Consider the following 23,428-nt stretch of genomic DNA (forward strand, 5'->3'; position numbering starts at 1 on the left):
ATAAACAAACTTGGCATCAACCAAACATCATCAGGCACACTGTTGAGTTCTCAAAAATCGGGCGCACCCACAAGACACCCCGCTAGGGCATCAGCGTGAGACGCTGGTGATCCGAATGTGGATCTTCTTCGGTCAACACCAGGCGGTTGGCCTGGTGGACGGTTCTGGAACCAGAACCCCTGCCCGAAGCAGTTCCTTCACTCTACTGCGTCCGGCCCGTCGAGACAAACCGTTTCGCAGTTCCGCCACCCGGCGCTGACCGGACCCAGACAAGGGTCTGCTCAGTGAGCTGAAGTGGTGGTGACTCTGCAGGCCGGCCGCCGTTCCCGGCGTCCCGCTCCCCTTGAGCCGAAGAGAAACTTACGGTCCCGGGGAGCGGGAGTCAAATCCTGACCCGGCGAATCGTTGTGACGGCCGTCTCATGCGCGTTTGCCCAGGTCAGAGCCGTCAAGCGAGCTCGACGCCACCGACCGTGCGCTTCCCGCGACGGAGCACGAGGAAGCGGCCGTGCAGAAGATCATCGCGACCGGGACGATCTTCCGGCGCCAGGCCGGGGTCGAGCCGGACGTTGTTGACGTACGCGCCGCCGTCGGAGATGGCTCTGCGGGCCGCGGATCGCGACTCGACGAGCCCCGACTGGACGAACAGGTCGACGTACGAGGGCAGCTCCTCCCCCGTCTCCAGCGGACGCGCGCCGGCTTCGTCGAGCGCGGCCTTGAGCGTGCCGGCGTCGAGCTCGTCGAGCGCCCCCATGCCGAACAGCGCCTTCGACGCGGCGATGACCTTGGCGGTCTCGTCGGCCCCGTGCAGCATCGACGTGAGGTCGGACGCCAGCGCGCGCTGTGCCGAGCGGGCCGCCGGTTTCTCCGTCACCTCGCGTTCCAGTTCGGCGATCTCTTCCTGGGACCGGAAGCTGAACACCTTGAGGTAGCCGACGACGTCGCGGTCGTCGGCGTTGACCCAGAACTGGAAGAACGCGTACGGGCTGGTCATCTCGGGATCGAGCCAGACGGTGCCGGACTCGGTCTTGCCGAATTTCGTGCCGTCGGCCTTGGTGATGAGCGGGGTGGCCAGGACGTGCACCGACTGCCGCTCGACGCGGTGGATGAGGTCGGCGCCGCTGGTGAGGTTGCCCCACTGGTCGCTGCCGCCGGTCTGCAGGACGCAGCCGTACCGGCGGTACAACTCGAGGTAGTCCATGCCCTGCAGGATCTGGTAGCTGAACTCGGTGAAGCTGATGCCCTGGTCGCTGTTGAGCCGGGCGCTGACCGACTCTTTGGACAACATGCGGCTGAGCCTGAAGTGCTTGCCGACGTCGCGCAGGAAGTCGATGGCCGACAGCGGAGCCGTCCAGTCGAGGTTGTTCACCATGCGCGCCGGATGCGGCCCGTCGAAGTCGAGCAGCGGCTCGATCTGCTTGCGGATGCGCTCGACCCAGCCGCCGACGGTGTCGCGGTCGTTCAGCGTGCGCTCACCGGTCATCTTGGGATCGCCGATCAGTCCCGTCGCGCCGCCGACCAGCGCCAACGGGTCGTTGCCGGCCAGCTGGAGGCGTCGCATGGTGAGGATCTGCACCAGGTTGCCGATGTGCAGGCTCGGCGCCGTGGGATCGAACCCGCAGTAATAGGTGACCGGACCGGCTGCCAGAGCGGAGCGCAACTCCTGCTCGTCGGTGGACAGCGCGATGAGCCCGCGCCAGTGCAGCTCGTCCAGGATGTCGGTCACGGTCGGTCCTCGATCTGCTCGATTCGGAATGGACACCCCATGATCCCGCACCGCTTGAGCGCGGCGCGAATCACTTACGGCGCTTGGGCACGTGCGGCCGGTACGGCGACACCGTCGGCTCTCCGTCCAGCCAGAACCGCCACGGGAACGCGACGCCGTCGCCGCCGTCGCCGCTGACGCCGACCCGCGGTCCGGTCCGCACCCGGCCGCCGTCGACCGGCGGGCCCGGGAGCAGCTGCGTCGGCGAGCCGGGAGCGCACAGGTCGACGCCGTTGTCGGGGCGGCCGAGGCCCAGGGCGGACGTCAGACGGGCCGGGCCGCGGGCGTACTCGCGTGCCGTCCGCGCGGACAGCCGCCGGGACGCGGCCAGCGCGGCGCCCTCGATCACCTCGCCGGCCCGCAGCAGCACCGCCGTCGCCGTCCCGTCGACGTCGCACACCACGTTCGCGCAGAAGTGCATGCCGTAGGTGAAGTAGACGTAGAGGTGGCCGGCCGGCCCGAACATGACGGCGTTGCGCGGGGTGCGGCCGCGGAACGCGTGCGAGCCGGGATCGTCGGCGCCCTGGTACGCCTCGACCTCGGTCAGCCGCACCGCCACCGTCCCCTCTGGCGTCGTGTGCCGCAGCACGCTGCCGAGCAGGTCAGGTGCCACGTCGAGGCCTGGACGGGCCAGGAACGCGCGGTCGATCGTCGCCGTCTCCACCGCGCCAGTATCGACGACGGCGTCAGACCGGCGGCAGCGGGACGCGCAGGCTCGTCGTCCCCTGGAGGTCCAGCCACGCCGCGTCGGGCGCCCGGACCAGCCGCAGGATGACGTGCTCGCAGCTCGGGCAGCGCGCCACCCAGCCCTGCGCGTGGCCGTAGACCCGTAGGTCCGCGACCCGGCGGGTGTCGCCGCAGCTCACACAGCGTCCGGTGGCGGCGGTGACGTCGACGGCGAACAGCTCGGCGAGCGGGCCGGCCAGGGCGTTGCCGTCCTGGTAGTCGTCAGTCATGTCAGTCTCCTGTCGGGCCGAATCGCTCGGTGCGGATGCGGCGCGGATCGTGGCCCAGGCCGACCAGCGTGTTCGCCACCTTCTCGACGAACCCGGTCGGGCCGCAGACGAAGCACGTCGGCTCGAACTGCGGCGGCCAGCCGTACAGCTCCAGGTCGGCGGGGCCGACGCGGCGCGGCGGCCGCACGGACCCGGCCGGCGCCGACCGGGTGAAGAGCGTGACGATGTCGAGCCCGCCGTCGTCGCGGGCGGCGCGGCGCAGCTCGGACGCGTAGAACTGGTCGGACGGCGAGCGGACGGAGTGGATGAGCCGGAACGGCGCCCGGCTGCGCGCCTCACGCCGGGCCCGGACCATCGCCATCAGCGGGACGATGCCCGACCCGCCCGCCACCAGCAGCGCCGGCACCGTCCGCGACGGATGCCAGACGAACCAGCCGCCGACCGGGCCGCGCAACTCGACCGGATCGCCGACGGCGAACGTGTCCGTCAGGTACTCCGACACCTCACCGCCATTCACCCGTTGAATGGTGAGCTCGACGCGGTCACCGTCGGCCGGCGCGGCCAGCGAGTAGCTGCGCTGGGTGCTGTAGCCGTCCTCGTCCGTCAGCCGGACGTCGACGTGCTGCCCGGGCACGTGACCGGGCCAGCCGGGGACGTCGAGCAGCAGCGTCCGGGCGGTCGCGGTCTCGCTGCGGATGCCGACGAGGGTTGCGACGCGCCACTCGAGGCGGGCGTTCAATCGCCCGCGTAACGCTGCTCGCGCCACGGGTCACCGTAGTTGTGGTAGCCGACGCCCTCCCAGAACCCCGGCTCGTCGAACTCCATCAGCTGCAGGCCGCGCACCCACTTCGCCGACTTCCAGAAGTACAGGTGCGGCACCAGCAGCCGGGCCGGCCCGCCGTGCTGCGGCGCCAGCTCGGAGCCGTCGAACTCGTAGACCACCCACGCCCGGCCGTCGAGCAGGTCCTCGAGCGGCAGATTCGTCGTGTAGCCCCCGTAGCAGTGCGCCAATGCGTAGTCGGCCGTCGTGTCGACGTCCTCCATCAGCAGGTCCAGCGACACCCCGCGCCACGTGGTCGCCAGCTTGGACCACTTCGTGACGCAGTGGATGTCGACCGTCGGTTCCTCGGCCGGCAGCTCGAGCAGTTCGTCCCACGTCCACCGGTACTCCTGGCCGGTCTCGCTGGCGATGGTGAACTCCCACCGGTCCAGCGAGATGTTCGGCGTCGGACCGGCGGACAGCACCGGGAAGTCCTCGGTCAGGTACTGCCCCGGCGGCAGCTGGACGTCAGCGTCGTGCCTTCTCCTCCGGAACCCCGGAGACACGATCCCCATCGTTCCACCCCGTTTCCCTCGCGCCTGCGGACGCGCCCTCCCACCCTGGGCACATGGTCCTCTCACCTAGGTCCGGAGTCCAGAGCATTCGGGAGGTCGGTTCGTCAGGCGCCGAACTCGGCCCGAACGCCCAGGAGCCGGACCGGGCGGCGGTCGGTGAACCGGGCGAGCGCCACCAGCGCGGCCGCGGCCAGCGCATCGGCGTCGCTCGTGGGCTCGGCCAGCTTGTGGCCGTGGGTGGAGGTGAAGAACGGGGCGTACCGGACCTTGACGACGACGCGGACGGCCGGGCGGCCCTCGGCGACGACCTCGCCGGCGACCTCGTGCGCCAGCCGCGTGACCTCGCGGACGACCTCGTCCCAGTGCTCGAGGTCGTGCTGGTAGGTGAACTCCTTGCCGTGTGACCTGGCCAGCCACGCCTCGCCGCTGACCCGCGCCGACGCGACGCCGCGGGCCACGCGGACCAGCCACGGTCCGATGGTGGGCCCGAACCGTTTCGCGACGGTGTCGGGGTGGGTGGTGGCGAGGTCGCGGACGGTGTGGATGTCGAGCTCGGCGAGCTTCTTCGCCGTCTTCGCGCCGACGCCCCACAGCGCGTCCGTCGAACTCTCGCCCAGCACGTCGAACCAGGAGTCGTAGGTGAGCGTGGCGACGCCGGCCGGCTTGCCGAACCCGGTGGCCAGCTTGGCCTGCAGCTTGTTCTCGCCGATGCCGACGGTGCAGTCGAGGTCGGTGGCCTCGCGGACCCGGCGCTGGATGCTGCGGGCGGTGGCCTCGGGGTCGTCGTCGCCCGCCGCTCCGGCGTCGATGAACGCCTCGTCCCAGCCGAGCACCTCGACGGTGCCGAACTCGCGCAGCGTCATCATGACGTCGTCGGAGACGGCCTCGTAGGCGGGCTTGTCGACCGGCAGGAAGACGGCGTCGGGGCAGCGTTTCAGCGCCGTGCGCAGCGGCAGGCCCGAGTGGACGCCGAACGCGCGGGCCTCGTACGACGCGGTGGCGACGACGCCGCGCTTGGACGGGTCGCCGTCACCGCCGACGACGACCGGCAAGCCGGCCAGCTCGGGACGTCGCAGCACCTCGACGGCAGCGATGAACTGGTCGAGGTCGACGTGCAGGACCCAGCGGGGCACGTGACCATTCTGGCCCGACGCACCGACAGCGCGGATTCAGCGGCCGGGGTCCTGCGGGTCGGTGGGGTCCGTCGGGTCGGCCGGGTCGGCCGGGTCCGCGGGGTCGGCCGGCTCAGCCGGGTGGTCGGTGGCGGCGCGCCAGACGTCGTCCGCCGCGGGCTGCTCGTCCGTGACGGAGCCGGGGGCGGTCTCGCCGGGGGCGGCGTCGGCGGCGGCGCGTTCCTTCGCGACCGCCGTGCCGCTGGCGTCGTACTCGACCTCACCGGCCGGCTCGGGCGCGGCGCCGGACGTGCCGGCGACCGGGAACCGCTCCGCGTCGTCGAGGTGGTCGTCGTGGCGGGCGGGGGCCCCGCCGAGGAAGTCGCGGATGCGCTGGCCGTACGCCGTCGCCTTGGAAGGGTCGACGGGGAAGGTGACGTCCTCGACGATGCGGGCGAAGGTGTCGCGGACCTTCGCCGTGCCGGCGTCGGCGGCCGCGCCGCCGATGATCGAGGTGACCTGGTCCTGCACCGACGTGATGGTGTCGCCGACGAACTCGCGGATGCCGGAGTCGTGGACCGGGCAGCGCGGCAGCGCCGACTTCACCGGGCGGACCAGCCGCTGCCGCCGTCGCCACGCCGGATCGTGCAGATACGCCTGGCCGTCGACCGCGTACCGGCAGATCAGTCCCTCGAACGCCAGCGCGTCGAGATCGTCGGCCATGGCGGCCGTCGGGTGCTCGTCGAACCGCAGCGCCCACAGCCGGCCGTTCACGACGGCGGCGTTGTCGACCGCGCGGCCCTCGTCGTCGAAGACGGTGGGCAGGTAGGCCCAGGTGTAGGCGGCGGTCAGCGGCAGCCGGGCCACCCGCTCGTCCTGGACGTCGCCCGGCTGGATGGTCCTGGGACTGTGCGCCATGGTCGGCTCCTTCATGTGCTCCGTCGGCTGCTTCGAATCTACGTCAGCTCCGGCCCGGCGGGACGGGGCTACGCTCGACCCAGGAGCAGTTCGAGGGGGCGGTCGTCATGACCGGACAAGTCGTACACTTCGAGATCCCCGCCGACGACGTCGAGCGGGCCCGCGAGTTCTACCGCACCGCCTTCGGCTGGGACGTCACGCCGATGCCGGAGGTCGACTACACCGTCGTCTCCACCACCCCGGTCGACGAGGCCGGACGGCCCAAGGAAGCGGGCGCCATCAACGGCGGCATGTTCACCCGCGACGCCGACCGGCCCGGTCCGATCGTGACCATCGGTGTGGACGACGTCGACGCGGCGCTGACGGCGGTGCAGCGGCTGGGCGGCGCGGTGGTCCTGCCGAAGGCCGAGGTCATGGGGATGGGGTACGCGGCCTACTTCCGCGACAGCGAGGGTAACGTGCTCGGCCTCTGGCAGGCCGCCGCCGGCTGACGCCTCGAGCGCCCGGTCGTCATGAGAACGTCTTGCGGCGCGACCTAAACCGGTATAGGCTCCGAACCTAAACCGGTTTAGAGGAGCAGCTACCGCCGACGGAGGCGCCCGCCGATGCCCACCGAACGACCCACCATCGCCGACGTCGCGGAGCGGGCGGGCGTCAGCAAGGGGCTGGTGTCGTTCGCGTTGAACGACCGGCCGGGTGTGTCGCCGCAGACGCGGGAGCGGATCCTCGCGGCGGCCCGCGACCTGGGCTGGCAGCCGAGCCTGCGGGCCCGCGCGCTCTCGGTGAACCGGGCATTCGCGCTGGGCCTGGTCATCACGCGGGATCCGGAGATCATCACCGGCGACCCGTTCTATCCGTCGTTCATCGCGGGCGTGGAGCGGGAACTGGCGCCGGCGGGCCAGGCGCTGGTGCTGAGCGTCGTCCCGGACGAAGAGGCCGAGCTGGCCGCCTACCGGAAGCTGGTCGAGGACCGCAGGGTGGACGGCATCTTCATCACCGACCTGCGGCACGACGACGCCCGTATCGCACTCGCCGACGAGTTGGGCGTCCCCGCCGTCACACTGGGCCGGCCGGAGGGGGCGTCGCCGTTTCCGGCGGTGTCGATGGACGACCGGGCCGGCATCGAGGCCGCCGTCGACCACCTGGTCGGGCTCGGCCACCGCAGCATCGCGCACGTCGCCGGGCCGGCCCGCATGCTGCACGGCAGCCGCCGCCGGAAGGCGTTCGAGGACGCGATGGCCCGCGCGGGCCTCCGGGCGACGATGATCGTCGAGACGGACTTCCGGGCGGCGGACGGCGCCCGCGCGACCCGCGACCTGCTCGCCCGCCAGGAGGACCCGACCGCCATCGTCTATGCGAACGACCCGATGGCGATCGCCGGGCTCGGCGTGGCGCAGCGGTCCGGGCTGCGGGTGCCCGAGGAGCTCTCGATCACCGGCTTCGACGGCAGCGATGTGGCCGAACACATCTTCCCCGCGCTCAGCACCGTGGCGACCGACGCCGTCAGCTGGGGCGCCGTCGCCGCGCGGGTGCTGCTGCAGGAGATCGCCGGCGAGGAGCCCGGCGACACCGAGCTGCCGCCGGCGCGGTTCATCCCTCGTGAGTCGACCGCGGCGAGCCCCGAACCCATCCCCCGGGCGGAGCGCTGACCCCGTCCGTACGACAGAAGGAGACGACCGTGCAACGACGCACCCGAGTCGCCGCCGCGGCGCTGACCGCGGCCGGCCTGCTCACCGTCGCGGCCTGCGGCGGCGATGACGACGACGCGGCCACCGGCGGCGGCGCTGACGGCGAACGCGGCGACATCACCATCTGGTACTCGAACAACGAGGCCGAGGTCGCGTGGGGCGAGCAGATGGTGGAGGCCTGGAACGCCGAACACCCGGACGAGCAGATCGAGGCGCAGGAGATCCCGGCCGGCGCGAGCAGCGAAGAGGTCATCGGCGCCGCCATCACGGCCGGCAACGCGCCGTGCCTGATCCTCAACACCGCGCCCGTGGCGGTCCCCGACTTCGAGCGGCAGGGCGGCCTCGTGTCGCTTTCCAGCTTCGACGACGGCGCCAGCTACGTCGAGGAGCGCAGCGGCGACGTCGCCGAGCAGTACCAGTCGGCGAGCGGCGAGTACTTCCAGCTGCCGTGGAAGTCGAACCCGGTGATGATCTTCTACAACAAGGCGATGTTCACCGCCGCCGGCCTCGACCCGGAGAACCCGCCGCTGGGCACGTACGACGAGTTCCTCCAGACCGCCCGCACGCTGGTGGAGTCGGGTGCCGCGCCGAAGGCGATCTGGCCGGCCCCGACCAGCGAGTTCTTCCAGAACTGGTTCGACTTCTATCCGCTCTACGCGGCCGAGACGGGCGGCACGCCGCTGGTCGAGGACGGCGCGGCGACGTTCGCCGACGACGCCGGGCAGAGCGTCGCGGAGTTCTGGAAGACGCTGTACGACGAGGGCCTGGCCAGCCGTGAGACCTACCAGGGCGATTCCTTCGCCGACGGCCAGGCGGCGATGGCGATCGTCGGCCCGTGGGCGATCAGCGTGTACGGCGAGAACATCGACTGGGGCGCCGTCCCCGTCCCGACGTCCGCCGGCACCGCCCCGGAGGAGACCTACACGTTCAGCGACGCCAAGAACATCGGCCTCTACACCGCGTGCGAGAACCAGGCGACGGCGTGGGACGTGCTGAAGTTCGCCACCAGCGAGGAGCAGGACGGCCTGCTGCTGGAGCTGACCGGCCAGATGCCGATGCGCCAGGACCTCCCCGGCACCTACCCGGACTACTTCGCCGCCAACCCGGCCTACGAGGCGTTCGGCGATCAGGCCGCCCGCACGGTCGAGGTCCCGAACATCCCGAACTCCGTCGCCGTGTGGCAGACGCTGCGCGACGCGTGGTCGCAGTCGGTGATCTTCGGCGAGGGTGACCTCCAGGAGTCGCTGGACGGCGCCGCCGACGAGATCGACGGCCTGGCCGGCCAGTCCTGACCGGCGGCCGGACATGACGGTCGTCGACTCCGGCGCGCGGGCGGGCGGCACCTCGCCGCCCGCCCGGCACCAGAAGAACGCACGGCGACAGCGCGCACGCGTGCTGGGCCGCAACCCGTCCGGCCTGCTGTTCAGCGCGCCGTACCTGGCGTACGTGCTGGTCGTGTTCGCGGTACCGCTGGGCTTCGCGGTGTGGATGTCGTTCCACGACTACCTCTTCGCCGCGCCCGGCGCCGACGTCGACCGGCCGTTCGTCGGGCTGGACAACTACACCGACGTCCTGACCGATCCGGACGTACGCCGCTCGTTCGTCAACATCGGGATCTTCCTGGTCATCAACGTGCCGCTGACGGTGGTGCTGTCGCTGGTGCTGGCGACGCTGCTCAACCAGGCGGTCCGGGCCCGGGTGTTTCTGCGGGTCGCCTTCTACGTCCCGTACGTGACGGCGTCGGTGGCGGTCGTGGGCGTCTGGCTGTTCCTGTTCAGCGGGAACGGGCTGGTCAACGAGGTGCTGGGGCCGTTGGCGCCGGATCCGCCGTGGCTGATCAACTCGTTCTGGGCCATGCCGACGATCGCGTTCTTCGTCACCTGGAAGCAGCTGGGCTTCTACATCCTGCTGTACCTGGCGGCGCTGCAGAACGTCCCGCGCGAGCTGTACGAGGCGGCGGCGACGGACGGGGCGGGCCGGCTGCGGACGTTCTGGTCGGTGACGGTGCCCGCGGTGCGGCCGGCGACAGTGCTGGTGCTGCTGCTGTCGACGATCATCGGCGCGAACCTGTTCACCGAGCCGTACCTGCTGACGGGCGGCGGCGGGCCGAACGGCGCGTCGGCGTCGCCGGTGCTGATCATGTACCAGCGCGGCATCGAGCAGGGCACGCCCGGCGTGGCCGCGGCCATCGGCGTGATCCTCGTCCTGTTGGTGCTGCTGGTCGCGTGGCTGCAGCGGCGCTTCGTCGGAGGTGGTGAGTCGTGAGCCGCCGGTCGTCGGTGCTGCGCTACGTCGTGCTCGGCGCGGGCGCGCTGGCCTTCCTCTTCCCCTTCTACTACATGGTCGTCGGCTCGCTGCAGGAGTCGCCCGACCCCACCCCGGCGGGCGCGTTCCCGGACCCGTCGAACCTGACGCTGGACAACTACGCCGACATCGACGGGCGCATCGACCTGGTGCAGGGGCTGGTGAACTCCGGCATCTTCACCGGCGGGGTGATCCTCGGGACGGTCGTGTTCGGCGTGCTGGCCGGGTACGCGCTGGCGGTGCTGCGGTGGCGCGGCCGCGGGACGACGTTCGCGCTGGCCCTGCTGGTGCAGGTGGTGCCGTTCCAGCTGCTGATGATCCCGCTGTACGTGTTGATCGCCCGCGACTACGGGCTGGCCGACAGCTACCTCGGGATGATCCTGCCGTTCGCGATCAACTCGACCGCGGTGATCGTGTTCCGCGCCTACTTCCTGCAACTGCCGCGCGAGCTGTTCGACGCCGCGGCCGTGGACGGCGCGGGCGATCTGCGCACCCTGTGGAACGTCGCGTTGCCGCTGGTCCGGCCGGTGCTGCTGACCGTCGTCCTGATCACGTTCATCGGGCCGTGGAACGAGTTCCTGTGGCCGTTCCTCATCACCAAGGACCAGTCGATGCAGCCGCTGGCAGTGTCGCTGGCCAACTACATCAGCAACGTGGCGGCCTCGGCGGCCAACCCGTTCGGCGCCGTGCTGGCCGGCGCCGTCGTCCTGGCGGCACCCGCCGTCGTCCTGTTCATCGTCTTCCAGCGCTACTTCACCAGCACGAACATCGATTCCGGCGTGAAAGGCTAGGCATGCCCGTCTCCACCACCGTCCCGTACACGCTGACCCGGCTTGGGGTCGTCATGGCGCCCGAGGACGGCAACCCGCTCGAGGCCGAGGGGGTGCTCAACCCGGCGTCCGGCCGCGACCCGGACGGCGTCCTCTACCTGCTCCCCCGGCTGGTCGCGGCCGGCAACGTCTCGCGCGTCGGCCTGGCCCGGGTGGTCATCGACGACGACGGCGTGCCGGTCGGCGTCGAGCGCGAGGGCGTCGTCCTGGAGCCGGACCGGGCCTGGGAGCGCGGCGCGTCGCACAGCGGCGTCGAGGACCCGCGGGTGACGTTCGTCCCGGCGCTCGGGCTGCACGTCATGACGTACGTCGCGTACGGGCCGCTGGGGCCGCGCACGGCGCTGGCGGTGTCGGACGACCTGCGGACGTGGCGGCGGCTCGGGCCGGCGCTGTTCGCGTACGACGACGACCTCGACGTCGACCTCAACCTGTTTCACAACAAGGACACCGTGTTCTTCCCGACGCCGGTGACGTCGCCGTCCGGGGTCGTGAGCCTCGCCGTGCTGCACCGGCCGATGTGGGACCTCGGCGAGATCCGCCCCGGTCAGGGCGTCGTGCTGCCGCGCGGCGTGACGGACGAGCGGCACAGCGTCTGGATCTCGTACGTCCCGCTGGCGTCGGTGCTGGCCGACGTCCGGAACCTCGTGCACTGGCGCGAGCACCGGTTCCTGGCCGGCCCGGAGCACCCGTTCGAGGAGCTGAAGATCGGCGGCGGGCCGGCGCCGCTGCGCGTCCCCGAGGGCTGGCTGCTGCTGCACCACGGCGTCACCGGCGTGCTCGCGTCGGGCGTCGACCAGCAGCAGAAGGTCAACTACGCCGCCGGCGCCCTGCTGCTCGACGCCGGCGACCCGTCCGTCGTGCTGGCCCGGACCCCGCAGCCGCTGCTGGCGCCCGAGACCGACGACGAGCGCAGCGGCATCGTGCCGAACGTCGTCTTCCCCACCGCGATCGAAGAGATCGGCGGCGCGCACTACGTCTTCTACGGCATGGCCGACAGCAAGATCGGCGTCGCCCGGCTGGATCGCACTGGACACTTCACCGGCACCTGACCTGGAAGGAGAGCCGCGATGACGCGGACCTCGTGGACGGCGGCGCTGGCCGCTCTGGTACTCGGCTCGGGCGGGCTGGCCGCGACCGCGGCGGAGCCCGCCGAGACGCTGGCGAACACCGCGCACCTGGACTTCCTGCTCGACCACGCCTCCCCTGCCGGCGAACCAGGGCACACGACGTACCGGCTGGCCGAGGAGCCGGAGCTGACCTTCCCCTGGACGTACGCCGACGCGCGGGCGGGCGGGACGTTCGAGCGGATCGGCGGCGGACGGCTGGACCCCGCGACCGGGCACTGGTCGCAGGGCGCGTACAACGCCGACGACGTGTCCCGCGCGGCCGTCGTCTACCTGCGGCACTGGCAGCAGACCGGGTCTTCCGCCAGCCGCGAGAGCGCCTACGAGCTGCTGCGCTCGCTCGCCTACCTGCAGACCGCCAGCGGGCCCGACGCCGGCAACGTCGTGCTGTGGATCCAGCCCGACGGGACGCTGAACCCGAGCGCCGAGCCGGTCGAGCTGCCCGACCCGTCCGACTCCGGGCCGAGCTACTGGCTGGCGCGGACGATCTGGGCGTTCGGCGAGGGGTACGCGGCGTTCGAGGCCGCCGACCCGGCGTTCGCCGGCTTCCTGCGGGACCGGCTGCGGCTGGCCGTCGACGCGGTCGACCGGCAGGTCCTGACGCGGTACGGCGAGTACACCGTCGCCGATGGCCTGCGGGTGCCGTCGTGGCTGATCGTGGACGGCGCGGACGCGACGGCCGAGGCGGTGCTCGGGCTGGCGGCGTACGTGGAGGCGGCACCGTCCGATGCCGCGGCGGCCGACGCGCTGCGGAAGCTGGCCGAGGGCGTCGCCGCGATGGGCGGCGGCGACCCGGACGCGTGGCCGTACGGCGCCGTCCTGCCGTGGGCGCAGTCGCGGTCGATGTGGCACGCGTGGGGGTCGCAGATGCCGGCGTCGCTGGCCGCGGCCTCGACGGCGCTGGGCGCGCCCGCGCTGCTGCGCCCGGCCGTCCTGGACTCGGCCCGGTTCGTGCCGACGCTGCTGACGGCGGGCGGCGCGGACAACGGGTGGATGCCGACGCCGACCGAACGGGTGCAGATCGCCTACGGCGTCGACTCGCGGCTGCAGTCGCTGCTGGCCGTGGGCGCGGCGGCGGACCGGCCCGGGTTCGACCAGCTGGCTGGGCTGACGGCGGCGTGGTACTTCGGCGCGAACGCCGCCGGGTCTCCGATGTACGACCCCGCGACCGGCGTGACGTACGACGGCGTCGCGGCCGACGGGACGATCAACCGGAACAGCGGCGCGGAGAGCACGATCCACGGGCAGCTGTCGATGCTGGCGCTCGACGCCCACCCCGAGGTGCGGGCCCGCGCCGCGGGGCTGACGGACGTCGAGGCGCGGGACGGGCTGCGGCTGGTCGAGGCCGAGGCGGCGACGTCGACGACCGGGACCGTGCGGGCGCCGGACGCCGCGTGGACCGGCGAGTCGCTGTGGAGCGGGTCACTGCTGGCGCTCGACACGGGCGACACCGCGACCTTCGACCTGGGCCCGTCGGACCTGCCGCGGCTGGTCGAGCCGGTGTCGTGGCTGCCGCTCGGCGGGTCGGCGCGGTCGGTGTGGACGGCGTCCGGACGATCGATCGGCGCGCTGGAGCACCGCGTGGGAGCGCAGGGGCTGACCGCGATCCCGGGCGCGTTGCTGCCGCTGCCGCTGCGCCGGCCGGTGCCCGCGGGCGCATCGTCGGTCTCCGTGACGGCGTCGCGCGGCGCGGTCGAGCTGGACGCGCTGCTGGTCCGGCCGGACGTGTCCCGGCTCGCCCTGGCCGGTGACGGCGGCGCGCGGGCCGAACTGCTGCACTCGGCCGCGGCGACGCCCCGGCGGGTCGCCGTCGACGGGCCCGGGACGGTGCGGGTGTACGACGACGCCGGCCGGTTGCAGACGACGCGCGAGCTGACCGGCCGGACGACGATCACGCTGCGGCCGGGCGGCTTCGCGGTCGTGGGCTGAGGCGGAGTCAGAGGACGGCGCCCCGCGGCGCGATCTCGACGGCGGCCACACCTCGGGCGAACACCACCACGAGCCGGTCGCCGTGCCGGGCGCGGAGCACGCCGGAGTCCTGCGAGAGCGCCGCGATGGCGCGGTCGACGACCTCGTCCTCGCCGACGTCGACCTCGTCGATGGTGACGTCCATCTGCGCTCCGCCGATGAACTTGACCCGCAGGACTACTGTCGTCGAGCCGACCATGGGTGCTCCTCGGCCGGGAGCCTGAATTGCTCCGCATCTCCACCCTACCCCGGCTGCGGCCGCCCATGATCATCAACCTTTCGTGCTGCCATCACGGCGCCAGAGATTGATGATCATGGGAGCTCACCCCTGGACTACGCGCGATGGCACCGAAGGGTTGCGGGCGTCAGCCGGCGGTCTCGGCTCGGATCGCGTCGGCCGCCATCCGCAGGTCGCGCCAGTCCGTCGTTCCCAGCCGCGCGTCCCACCGCCATGGATCCTCCTCGCACTAGGCTGCGGCCCATGGTGGACGACGGCGACCGGCCGGCGACGGCCGGGGACGTGCACGCGTTGGCGCTGGCGATGCCGCACGTCACCGTGTACCCGGGCACCGAGCGCAAGCCCGTCTACCAGGTGGGCGGCCGGTCGTTCGTGTTCTTCCGCAACCCGCGGCCGGACGCCGTCGACCCGGAGACCGGCGAGCGGTACGACGACGTCATCGTGCTGTGGGTGGAGTCCGAGGCGGAGAAGGAGGCGCTGGTCCAGGACCCGCGCACGCCGTACTTCACGACACCGCACTTCGCCGGGCACCGGTCGGTGCTGGTGCGGGCCGGCCGGCTGGGCGAGCTGACCCGCGCCGAGCTGGCCGAGCAGGTCCAGGACGCGTGGCTGGCGCGCGCCTCGAAGACCCGGGCCGCCGCCTGGCTGCGCGACCATGGACGGTAACCGCGCCGCCTGGGACGACGCGTCCCTGAAGCACGTCCGCGAGTACGACGAACTGCTGGCCGAGCGCGAGCTGCTCGGGCCGGTGCTGGCGGCGGCGCCGGAGGTCGTGCACCTGCAGAGCGGTCACGGCCTCGACGACCCGGCGCTGGTGCGGGCCGGCGCGCGCTCGGTCGTCGGGGTGGACTTCAGCGCGGTCGCGGTGGCGGCTTCCCAGCGGCGGGTCGTCGAGCTGGGGCTGCCGTGCCGGTACGTCGTCGGCGAGCTGCCCGGCGCTCCCCTGCGCGACGGCTGCGCCGACCTCGTCTACACCGGCAAGGGCGCGCTGATCTGGCTGCCCGACCTGCACGCCTGGGCCTGCGACGTGGCACGGCTGCTGCGTCCGGGCGGGTCGCTGTTCGGCTACGAGGCGCACCCGGCGGTGCGGCTGTGGACCTGGGACGCCGACGAGCCGCGGATCCGGCCGGACCGCGGCACTTCGAGCGTCAGCACGTCAACGACACGTTCCCGGCCCGCGGCGCGGTGGAGCGGCAGGCGACGCTCGGCGAGATCGTGACGGCGGTCGTCGCGGCCGGGCTGGAGGTGCGTCACCTCGCCGAGTACCCCGACCCGTTCTGGCGCCCGGACGGCGGTCGACGCGGCCGCCTGGCGCGGGCGGCTCCCGAACGCCTTCTCGCTGCTCGCCACCCGTCCCAAGTTGATCTTGGAGTAACTTGCGGAGCTGCCGGGGGAAATGTCCGATCAATACCGCCGTTTCTCCAAGATCAACTTGGGGTGGCGCGGCGCCGGGGGTCAGCCGTCCAGGCGGCGGTGAGCAGGTCGTACGCCGGGCGGTCGAAGGCGACCAGCCGGATCAGCTCCACCTCGGTGGACACGGAGCGGACGGTGTCGACGGCGATGCTGGGCGGCCTGGTCGGGCGGGTAGCCGAAGACGCCGGTCGAGATGGCCGGGAACGCCACCGACCGGGCGCCCAGCGAATCGGCCACCGACAGCGCACTCCGGTAGCAGGACGCCAGCAGCGACGCCTCGCCGGCCGATCCCCCGCGCCAGACCGGCCCGACGGTGTGGATGACGTGGCGGATGGGCGGGTCGAGGTCGAAGGCGGGCGTCGCGACGGCGGAACCCGGCGGGCAGGGCGCCAGCGCCGCCCCGGCCTCCTTCAACCGCGGCCCCGCGGCCCGATGAATGGCGCCGTCGACCCCGCCACCGCCACGCAGCGACGATTTGGCCGCGTTGACGATCGCGTCGACGTCCTGGCGGGTGATGTCGCCCTGAACCACCTCGACCCGGGCCATGCCGCCGAACCTAGCCCCAGGCCCGGCCGGCCGCCACCGCGGAACGGACGGCGTCCAGCTGCTCGCGCACCCGGTCCGGCGCCGTCCCGCCGCGCGCCGACCGCGACGCCAGCGACCCCGGCACCGACAGCACGGCCCGCACCGACGGCGTCAGGGACGGCGAGATCTCGGCCAGGTCGGCGTCGGTCAGGTCCCACAGCTCCAGACCGCGCGACTCGCACACTCGCACGCACGCCCCCGCGATCTCGTGCGCCGACCGGAACGGCACGCCCTCGCGCACCAGCCACTCCGCCACGTCGGTGGCCAGCGAGAACCCCTGCGGCGCCAGCTCCTCCAGCCGCGCGGCGTTGAACCGCAGCGTCGCCACCATGCCGGTGAACGCGGGCAGCAGCACGGTCAGCGTGTCGACGGAGTCGAACACCGGTTCCTTGTCCTCCTGCAGGTCGCGGTTGTACGCGAGCGGCAGCGCCTTGAGCGTCGTCAGCAGCCCGGCGAGGTTGCCGACCAGCCGGCCGGCCTTGCCGCGGGCCAGCTCGGCGATGTCCGGGTTCTTCTTCTGCGGCATGATCGACGAGCCGGTCGACCAGGCGTCGTCGAGGGTGACGAAGGAGAACTCCTTGGTCGCCCACAGGATGACCTCTTCGGCGATCCGGGACACGTCGACGCCGATCATGGCGAGGACGAACGCGGCCTCGGCCACGAAGTCGCGCGACGCGGTGCCGTCGATGGAGTTCTCGGCCGACGCCGAGAAGCCCAGCTCGGCGGCGACGAACGACGGGTCCAGGCCCAGCGACGACCCGGCCAGCGCCCCCGACCCGTACGGCGACGAGTCCGTGCGCCGGTCCCAGTCGCGCAACCGGTCGACGTCGCGCAGCAGCGCCCACGCGTGCGCCAGCAGGTGGTGCGACAGCAGGACGGGCTGGGCGTGCTGCAGGTGCGTCCGGCCCGGCATGGCCACACCGAACTGCGCGTCGGCCTGCGCCACCAGCGCGTCCACCAGGTCCAGCAGCAACCCTGACACCGTCCGCGCCGACTCGCGCAGGTACATCCGGAACAGCGTCGCCACCTGGTCGTTGCGCGACCGCCCGGCCCGCAGCTTGCCGCCCAGCTCGGGACCGACGCGGTCGATCAGGCCGCGCTCCAGCGCGGTGTGCACGTCCTCATCGGCCTGAGCCGGCATGAACTCGCCGGACGCGACGTCGGCGGCCAGCCGGTCCAGCCCGGCCAGCATCGCGCCCAGCTCGTCGGACGTCAGCAGCCCGGCCCGCTCCAGCACCGCGGCGTGCGCCTTCGACCCGGCGATGTCGTGCGGCGCCAGCCGCCAGTCGAAGTGCGTCGACTTCGACAGCGCCGCCAGCGCGTCCGACGGGCCGCCCTCGAACCGGCCGCCCCACAATGCACTGCTGCTCACTCGTCCTCCGGAGCTCGAATCACGGTGCCCTCGGCGAGGGCCAGGAACCACGCGGCCACGCGCTCGCCGCCGGCCGGATCGGCCGAGATGACGAGGACGGTGTCGTCGCCGGCGATGGTGCCCAGGATGTCCGCGCGCGCCGCGTGGTCGATGGCGGACGCGAGGTACTGCGCGGCCCCGGGCGGGGTCCGCAGCACCACCAGGTTGGCCGACGACCGCGCCGACACCAGGATCTCCTCGCACACGCGGATGAGCCGGGCGTCGACGGCGCCCTCTTCCGCCGCGCGCGGGCGCATGTCGCCGCCCTCGCCGGGCAGCGCGTAGACCAGCCAGCCGTTGGCGCCCCGGATCTTCACCGCGCCGAGCTCGTCGAGGTCGCGCGACAGCGTCCCCTGGGTGACCTCGATGCCGCTCTCGGACAAGCGCTCGGCCAGCTCCGTCTGTGACCGGACCGGCGTCTGGCCCAGGATCTCGGCGATCCGGCCGTGCCGGGCCGCGCGGGTGGCCGGCTGCGTCATGCCGTCGCCTCCTGCGCGAGCAGCCAGGTCAGTAGCGCCTTCTGCGCGTGCAGCCGGTTCTCGGCCTCGTCCCACACGGCGCTGGCCGGGCCGTCGATGACGTCGGCGGCGATCTCCTTGCCCCGGTAGGCGGGCAGGCAGTGCAGCACGACGGGGTCAGCCGCGGCGGCCCGCACCGCGTCCGCCGTCAGCGCGAACGGGACGAACGGCGCCTCGCGGTCGCCCGCCTCCGACTCCTGCCCCATCGACACCCAGGTGTCCGTCGCCAGCACGTCGGCGCCGGCGAAGCCGTCGGCGGGGTCGGTGACGTGCGCGACCGACCCGCCGGTCCGCGCCGCGATCTCCCCCGCCCGCGCCAGCACGGCCGCCGACGGCGCGTAGCCCGCCGGCGACGCGACCCGCACGTGCATGCCGACCAGCGCGCCGGCCAGCAGGTACGAGTGCGCCATGTTGTTGGCGCCGTCGCCGGCGTAGGTCAGCGTCAGCCCGGCCAGCGTGCCCTTGCGCTCGCGGACGGTCTGCAGGTCGGCCAGCAGCTGGCACGGGTGGTAGTCGTCGGTGAGCGCGTTGACGACGGGGACGGCGGACGCCGCGGCCATGTCGTGGAGGCGCTGCTGCGCGAACGTGCGCCAGACGATGGCGGCGCACTGGCGGTCCAGCACCCGCGCGGTGTCGGCGATCGGCTCGCCCCGGCCCAGCTGCGACGTCTGCGCGTCGATGACCAGCGGGTATCCGCCCAGTTCGGCGATGCCGACGCTGAACGAGACGCGGGTGCGGGTGGAGTGCTTGTCGAAGATCACCGCGACGGCGCGCGGGCCCTCCAGCGGCCGGTACGCGAACCGGTCCGCCTTGAGCTCGGCGGCCATGTCGAGGACCTGCAGGTACTCGGCCGGCGACAGGTCGTCGTCGCGGAGGAAGTGCCTGGTCATCGGGTCTCCTTCGGGGCGGTCCCGACGGCGTCGAGCAGCGCGGGCAGCGCCGCCAGGAACTCGTCGGCCTGCGCGATGTCGAGGATCAGTGGCGGCGCGAGCCGGATCGTATCGGGCGTGACGGCGTTGACGACGAACCCCGCGCCGAGTGCGGCCGTGACGACCGCGGCGGCGAGCGGTGCGGCCAGTTCGATCCCCAGCAGCAGCCCGCGTCCCCGCACGCCACGGACCAGCGGGTGGCCCAGCGCCAGCACCTCGGCGCGCAGGTGGGCGCCGACGGTGCGGACGTTCTCCAGCAGGCCGTCGCGCTCGACGGCGTGCAGGACGGCCAGCCCGGCGGCGGCCGCGACCGGGTTGCCGCCGAACGTGGTGCCGTGTGCGCCGGGCCCGAGCAGGTCGGCGGCCCGGCCGAGACCGATGCAGGCGCCGATCGGGAAGCCGCCACCGAGGCCCTTCGCGACCGTGACGACGTCGGGCACGATGCCCTCGGCGGTGTGCGCGAACCAGTCGCCGCAGCGGCCGATGCCGGTCTGGATCTCGTCGATGACCAGCAGCGCCCCGGCCCGCTCGGTGATCTCCCGCGCCGCCGCCAGGTACCCGGCCGGCGCCGGGACGACGCCGCCCTCCCCCTGCACGGGCTCGAGGAACACCGCCGCGGTGTCGGCGTCGACCGCGGCGGCCAGCGCCTCGGCGTCGCCGTACGGCACGAACGTGACGCCGGGCGGCAGCGGCTCGAACGGCTGCCGGATGGCCGGCTTGCCGGTCAGCGCCAGCGCGCCCATCGTCCGGCCGTGGAACCCGCCCTCGGTCGCGACGACGTTCGGCCGGCCGGTCCGCCGGGCGATCTTGAACGCGGCCTCGTTCGCCTCGGCGCCGGAGTTGGCGAAGAACACCCGGCCGGGCGCGCCCAGCAGGTCCAGCAGCCGCTCGGCCAGCGCGATCTGCGGCGCGCTGGCGAAGAAGTTGGACACGTGCCCGAGCGTCGCGAGCTGCGCCGTGACGGCCGACACCAGCAGCGGGTGCGCGTGGCCGAGCGAGTTCACCGCGAGCCCGCCGAGGAGGTCGAGGTAGCGGCGGCCGTCGGCGTCCCACACGTAGCAGCCCTCGCCGCGGACCAGCACCCGCTGCGGGCTGCCGAACGTGTTCATCAGCGCCCGGCCGTAGCGCGCGGTCCAGGCATCGTTGTTCCCAGGCGTGTCCAGCCCGGGCACCTGCTCCAGCTCCGTCATGACGGAGTCACCATCGTTCCCACACCTTCGTCGGTAAAGACCTCGAGCAACAGTGAGTTGGGGACCCGGCCGTCGATGATCGTCGCCTCCGGCACCCCGCCCTCGACCGCGCGCAGGCACGCCTGCATCTTCGGGATCATGCCGGACGACAGCGACGGCAGTAGCGTCGTCAGCTCGCCGGCGGTGATCTCCTGGACGATGTCGTCGTCCACCGGATAGTTCCGGTACAGCCCTTCTACGTCGGTCAGCACGACCAGCTTCTCCGCGCCCAGCTCGACCGCCAGCGCGGCCGCGGCGGTGTCGGCGTTGACGTTGTGCACCACACCGTCGGCGTCGGGCGCGACCGACGACACGACCGGGATGCGCCCCGCGTCGATGAGATCGAGGACCGCGCCGGCGTCGACCTCGGCCACGTCCCCGACCAGCCCGATGTCGACGGGCTCGCCGTCGATGATCGCGGCCTGACGTTCCGCCGTGAACAGGCCGGCGTCCTCGCCGGACAGCCCGACCGCGAACGGCCCGTGCGCGTTCATCAGCCCGACGATCTCGCGGCTCACCTGGCCGACCAGCACCATGCGGACGACGTCCATCGCCTCGGGCGTGGTGACCCGCAGGCCGCCGCGGAACTCGCTCTCGATGCCGAGGCGGCCCAGCATGGCGCTGATCTGCGGCCCGCCGCCGTGCACGACCACCGGCTTCAGCCCGGCCAGCCGGAGGAACACGATGTCGTCGGCGAAGGCCCGCTTGAGGTCGTCGTCGATCATCGCGTTGCCGCCGTACTTCACCACGACGATCTTGCCGTGGAACCGCTTCAGCCAGGGCAGCGCCTCGACCAGGACGCCGGCCTTGGCGAGCGCGCCGTTCGCGAGCGCCGTCATGTGGAGTACGCCGAGTTCTCGTGCACGTAGTCGTGCGTGAGGTCGCTGGTCAGGATCGTCGCGGTTGCCGGTCCGGCGTTCAGCTCGACCAGCACGTGCACGTCGCGGCCGGTCAGATCGACCGACGTCGATGGCTCGCCGAACCGGGTGCCGCCGGCGACGCAGACCTTGACCCCGTTCATCGAGATGTCGATGCGCTCCGGCTCGAACGCGGCCCGGGTGGTGCCGACGGCGGCCAGCACCCGGCCCCAGTTCGGGTCGTTGCCGAAGACGGCGGCCTTGAACAGGTTGCTGCGGGCGACGGCACGGGCGACCTCGACGGCGTCGTCCTCGCTCGCGGCGCCGGTGACCTCGATGGCGATGTCGTGGTGCGCACCCTCGGCGTCGTGCCAGAGCTGCTCGGCGAGGTCGGCGCAGACGGCCCGCACCGCCTCGGTGAGGTCCGGCGCGGACGGCGTGACGCCGGACGCGCCGCTGGCCAGCAGCGCGACGGTGTCGTTGGTGGACATGCAGCCGTCGGTGTCGAGCCGGTCGAACGTGCTCGTCGTGGCCGCCCGCAGCGCGGCGTCGAGCGTGGCCGCGTCGGCGACGGCGTCGGTGGTGATGATGACCAGCATGGTGGCCAGCGCGGGCGCCAGCATGCCGGCGCCCTTGGCCATGCCGCCGACGACCCACCCGTCGCCCGCCGCCGTCGCCTGCTTCGCGACGGTGTCGGTCGTCATGATCGCCTCGGCCGCCGCGGGCCCGCCGTCCGGCGACAGCTCGGCGTGGGCGGCCCGGATGCCCTTCTCCAGGATCGGCCGGTCCAGCGGCTGGCCGATCAGCCCGGTGGAGCAGACGCCGACGTCGAAGGCCTGCCCGCCGGTCAGCTCGGCCACCAGCTCGGCGCTGGCGTGCGTCGTCTGGAACCCCTCGGGGCCGTTGTAGCAGTTGGCGCCGCCGGAGTTCAGGACGACGGCGCTCAGCTGCCCATCACTGATGGTCCGCTCGCTCCACAGCACCGGGTTCGCCTTGCACCGGTTCGACGTGAACACGGCGGCCGCGGCGTGCTGTGGGCCGTCGTTGACGACGAGCGCGACATCGGGCTTGCCGCTGGGCTTGAGCCCGGCGACGACGCCCGCGGCCCGGAACCCGGCCGCCGCGGTGACGCTCACGGCGCCACCCCCGTCGTCGGCAGGCCGAGTGTCTCGGGCAGCCCGAGCGCGAGGTTGGCGGACTGGACGGCCGCGCCCGCGGTGCCCTTGGTGAGGTTGTCGATGGCGGCGACCGCGACCAGCCGGCCGGCCGCCTCGTCGACCGTCACCTGAACGTGGGCGGTGTTCGCGCCCAGGACGGCGGCCGTGGTGGGCCACTGCCCCTCCGGCAGCAGGTGCACGAACGGCTCGTCGGCGTAGGCCGCCTCCCACGCGGCCCGCACGCTGCCGCCGTCGCCGACCAGTTTGGCCGTCACGGTGGCGAGGATGCCGCGGCTCATCGGGACCAGCGTGGGCGTAAACGAGAGGGTGACCGGCTGACCGCCCGCCAGCTGGAGGTTCTGCTGGATCTCCGGGATGTGCCGGTGCCCGCCGCCGACGGCGTACGGGGTGGCCGCGCCGAGGATCTCGCTGGCCAGCAGGTGCGGCTTCAGCGACTTTCCGGCGCCGGACGGGCCACAGGCCAGGACCGCGACGATGTCGTCGGGCGCGACGACACCGGCGGCCAGGCCGGGCGCCAGTGCGAGCGTGACGGCGGTGACGTTGCAGCCCGGGACGGCGATGCGCCGCGCGCCCGGGAGCGCGTCGCGCTGCTTGTGGCCATCGGCGTGCACCAGCTCGGGCAGGCCGTAGGGCCAGCTGCCGGCATGCTCGGTGCCGTAGAACTTCTGCCAGGCGGCGGCGTCGGTGAGGCGATGGTCGGCGCCGCAGTCGAGCACCAGGACGTCGTCGGGCAGCTGCGCGGCGATCTCGGCCGACGCGCCATGCGGCAGCGCCAGGATCACCACGTCGTGCCCGGCCAGCGCCTCGGCCGTCGTCGGTTCCAGCGTGCGGTCGGCCAGCTCGATCAGCTGCGGGTGGTGCACGCCCAGCTTCTCGCCCGCCTTGGAGTGCGCCGTCACCGTCCCCACGCCGAACTCGGGATGCGCGAGCAGCAGGCGCAGCAGTTCGCCGCCCGCGTAACCGCTCGCTCCCGCGATTGCCACAGTCGCTCCCATGCGAATGATTATGCAGAGTCTCGCAAATTCATGCAACGTGGTGGCCGTCACGCCGGAATTCGGATGCGGCCGGTCG

Annotated in this window: 24 protein-coding genes and 1 pseudogene; 9 read left to right on the forward strand and 16 right to left on the reverse strand. The window is 72.7% G+C overall.

Translation table 11 applies throughout. From position 1 onward, the window contains the following. Nucleotides 1–447 precede the first annotated feature (447 nt). From tyrS to ACW62_RS20235, 7 genes are all read right to left on the reverse strand, one after another. Nucleotides 448–1,725, reverse strand: coding sequence for a tyrosine--tRNA ligase (gene tyrS, locus ACW62_RS20205; RefSeq protein ID WP_053205934.1), 1,278 nt, complete (start codon nucleotides 1,723–1,725; stop codon nucleotides 448–450). A gap of 70 nt (nucleotides 1,726–1,795) precedes the next feature. Then, nucleotides 1,796–2,428 carry a DNA-3-methyladenine glycosylase gene (locus ACW62_RS20210; RefSeq protein WP_053205935.1) on the reverse strand — a complete coding sequence of 211 codons (633 nt, stop codon included), beginning with the start codon at nucleotides 2,426–2,428 and terminating at the stop codon, nucleotides 1,796–1,798. Nucleotides 2,429–2,450: 22 nt separating this feature from the next. Then, nucleotides 2,451–2,720 carry a DUF6510 family protein gene (locus ACW62_RS20215; RefSeq protein WP_053205936.1) on the reverse strand — a complete coding sequence of 90 codons (270 nt, stop codon included), beginning with the start codon at nucleotides 2,718–2,720 and terminating at the stop codon, nucleotides 2,451–2,453. A 1-nt stretch (nucleotide 2,721) separates the two neighbouring features. Next, nucleotides 2,722–3,486, reverse strand: coding sequence for a ferredoxin reductase (locus ACW62_RS20220; protein WP_053205937.1), 765 nt, complete (start codon nucleotides 3,484–3,486; stop codon nucleotides 2,722–2,724). Beyond that, complete coding sequence (locus ACW62_RS20225; protein WP_053205938.1) at nucleotides 3,456–4,055, reverse strand: sulfite oxidase-like oxidoreductase; 600 nt, start codon at nucleotides 4,053–4,055, stop codon at nucleotides 3,456–3,458. The genes ACW62_RS20220 and ACW62_RS20225 overlap by 31 nt, the downstream gene beginning before the upstream one ends. A 104-nt stretch (nucleotides 4,056–4,159) precedes the next feature. Further along, nucleotides 4,160–5,188, reverse strand: a complete 1,029-nt coding sequence (locus ACW62_RS20230) for a DNA polymerase IV (RefSeq protein ID WP_053205939.1) — start codon at nucleotides 5,186–5,188, stop codon at nucleotides 4,160–4,162. 36 nt (nucleotides 5,189–5,224) lie between these two features. Further along, nucleotides 5,225–6,085, reverse strand: a complete 861-nt coding sequence (locus ACW62_RS20235) for a hypothetical protein (RefSeq protein WP_157574877.1) — start codon at nucleotides 6,083–6,085, stop codon at nucleotides 5,225–5,227. A gap of 107 nt (nucleotides 6,086–6,192) precedes the next feature. Between ACW62_RS20235 and ACW62_RS20240 the strand changes: the two genes are divergently transcribed. The 7 genes from ACW62_RS20240 (at nucleotide 6,193) to ACW62_RS20270 (ending at nucleotide 13,960) form a co-directional block, all read left to right on the forward strand. Then, nucleotides 6,193–6,576, forward strand: a complete 384-nt coding sequence (locus tag ACW62_RS20240) for a VOC family protein (protein ID WP_053205941.1) — start codon at nucleotides 6,193–6,195, stop codon at nucleotides 6,574–6,576. 114 nt (nucleotides 6,577–6,690) lie between these two features. Then, entirely contained in the window at nucleotides 6,691–7,734 is a 1,044-nt protein-coding gene (locus ACW62_RS20245; RefSeq protein WP_053205942.1) for a LacI family DNA-binding transcriptional regulator, read from the forward strand. Nucleotides 7,735–7,763: 29 nt separating this feature from the next. Beyond that, nucleotides 7,764–9,065, forward strand: coding sequence for an extracellular solute-binding protein (locus tag ACW62_RS20250; protein ID WP_053205943.1), 1,302 nt, complete (start codon nucleotides 7,764–7,766; stop codon nucleotides 9,063–9,065). A 13-nt stretch (nucleotides 9,066–9,078) separates the two neighbouring features. Further along, on the forward strand, nucleotides 9,079–10,038 hold the full coding sequence (locus tag ACW62_RS20255; RefSeq protein WP_053205944.1) for a carbohydrate ABC transporter permease: 960 nt from the start codon (nucleotides 9,079–9,081) through the stop codon (nucleotides 10,036–10,038). Continuing rightward, a complete protein-coding gene (locus ACW62_RS20260; protein ID WP_053205945.1) occupies nucleotides 10,035–10,868 on the forward strand; it encodes a carbohydrate ABC transporter permease in 834 nt (277 codons plus the stop codon). Before ACW62_RS20255 ends, ACW62_RS20260 begins: the two co-directional genes overlap by 4 nt. Nucleotides 10,869–10,870: 2 nt before the next feature. Continuing rightward, on the forward strand, nucleotides 10,871–11,956 hold the full coding sequence (locus tag ACW62_RS20265) for a glycoside hydrolase family 130 protein (protein ID WP_053205946.1): 1,086 nt from the start codon (nucleotides 10,871–10,873) through the stop codon (nucleotides 11,954–11,956). An 18-nt stretch (nucleotides 11,957–11,974) separates the two neighbouring features. Beyond that, nucleotides 11,975–13,960 (forward strand): hypothetical protein, encoded by a 1,986-nt coding sequence (locus ACW62_RS20270; RefSeq protein ID WP_053205947.1) that lies wholly within the window; start codon nucleotides 11,975–11,977, stop codon nucleotides 13,958–13,960. Between the two features lie 7 nt (nucleotides 13,961–13,967). Here ACW62_RS20270 and ACW62_RS20275 read toward each other — a convergent pair whose 3' ends face one another. Continuing rightward, a complete protein-coding gene (locus tag ACW62_RS20275; protein WP_053205948.1) occupies nucleotides 13,968–14,198 on the reverse strand; it encodes a hypothetical protein in 231 nt (76 codons plus the stop codon). A gap of 282 nt (nucleotides 14,199–14,480) precedes the next feature. On the opposite strand from ACW62_RS20275, the gene ACW62_RS20280 reads away from it, so the two are divergent. Next, nucleotides 14,481–14,903, forward strand: a complete 423-nt coding sequence (locus ACW62_RS20280) for an MmcQ/YjbR family DNA-binding protein (RefSeq protein ID WP_053205949.1) — start codon at nucleotides 14,481–14,483, stop codon at nucleotides 14,901–14,903. Further along, a complete protein-coding gene (locus ACW62_RS20285; protein WP_205629493.1) occupies nucleotides 14,893–15,456 on the forward strand; it encodes a class I SAM-dependent methyltransferase in 564 nt (187 codons plus the stop codon). The genes ACW62_RS20280 and ACW62_RS20285 overlap by 11 nt, the downstream gene beginning before the upstream one ends. 208 nt (nucleotides 15,457–15,664) lie before the next feature. On the opposite strand, the pseudogene ACW62_RS20290 reads toward ACW62_RS20285, so the two are convergent. From ACW62_RS20290 to argC, 8 genes and pseudogenes are all read right to left on the reverse strand, one after another. Then, a pseudogene (locus tag ACW62_RS20290) lies at nucleotides 15,665–16,196 on the reverse strand (O-acetyl-ADP-ribose deacetylase). 10 nt (nucleotides 16,197–16,206) lie between these two features. Further along, nucleotides 16,207–17,607: an argininosuccinate lyase gene (gene argH, locus ACW62_RS20295; protein ID WP_053205950.1), complete on the reverse strand. Its 1,401-nt coding sequence runs from the start codon at nucleotides 17,605–17,607 to the stop codon at nucleotides 16,207–16,209. Continuing rightward, a complete protein-coding gene (locus tag ACW62_RS20300) occupies nucleotides 17,604–18,125 on the reverse strand; it encodes an arginine repressor (protein ID WP_053205951.1) in 522 nt (173 codons plus the stop codon). The genes argH and ACW62_RS20300 overlap by 4 nt, the downstream gene beginning before the upstream one ends. Next, the gene (gene argF / locus ACW62_RS20305; protein ID WP_053205952.1) at nucleotides 18,122–19,054 is read right to left on the reverse strand and encodes an ornithine carbamoyltransferase; all 933 of its coding nucleotides are present in this window, start codon (nucleotides 19,052–19,054) and stop codon (nucleotides 18,122–18,124) included. Before argF ends, ACW62_RS20300 begins: the two co-directional genes overlap by 4 nt. Beyond that, nucleotides 19,051–20,283, reverse strand: coding sequence for an acetylornithine transaminase (locus ACW62_RS20310; protein ID WP_053205953.1), 1,233 nt, complete (start codon nucleotides 20,281–20,283; stop codon nucleotides 19,051–19,053). Before ACW62_RS20310 ends, argF begins: the two co-directional genes overlap by 4 nt. After that, nucleotides 20,280–21,161 carry an acetylglutamate kinase gene (gene argB / locus ACW62_RS20315; RefSeq protein WP_053205954.1) on the reverse strand — a complete coding sequence of 294 codons (882 nt, stop codon included), beginning with the start codon at nucleotides 21,159–21,161 and terminating at the stop codon, nucleotides 20,280–20,282. Before argB ends, ACW62_RS20310 begins: the two co-directional genes overlap by 4 nt. Next, nucleotides 21,158–22,315, reverse strand: a complete 1,158-nt coding sequence (gene argJ, locus ACW62_RS20320; protein ID WP_053205955.1) for a bifunctional glutamate N-acetyltransferase/amino-acid acetyltransferase ArgJ — start codon at nucleotides 22,313–22,315, stop codon at nucleotides 21,158–21,160. The genes argB and argJ overlap by 4 nt, the downstream gene beginning before the upstream one ends. Further along, nucleotides 22,312–23,352 (reverse strand): N-acetyl-gamma-glutamyl-phosphate reductase, encoded by a 1,041-nt coding sequence (argC, locus tag ACW62_RS20325; protein WP_053205956.1) that lies wholly within the window; start codon nucleotides 23,350–23,352, stop codon nucleotides 22,312–22,314. Before argC ends, argJ begins: the two co-directional genes overlap by 4 nt. Nucleotides 23,353–23,428 lie beyond the last annotated feature (76 nt).

It is taken from the genome of Jiangella muralis, assembly GCF_001270745.1.
GTDB classification, from domain to species: Bacteria; Actinomycetota; Actinomycetes; order Jiangellales; family Jiangellaceae; genus Jiangella; species Jiangella muralis.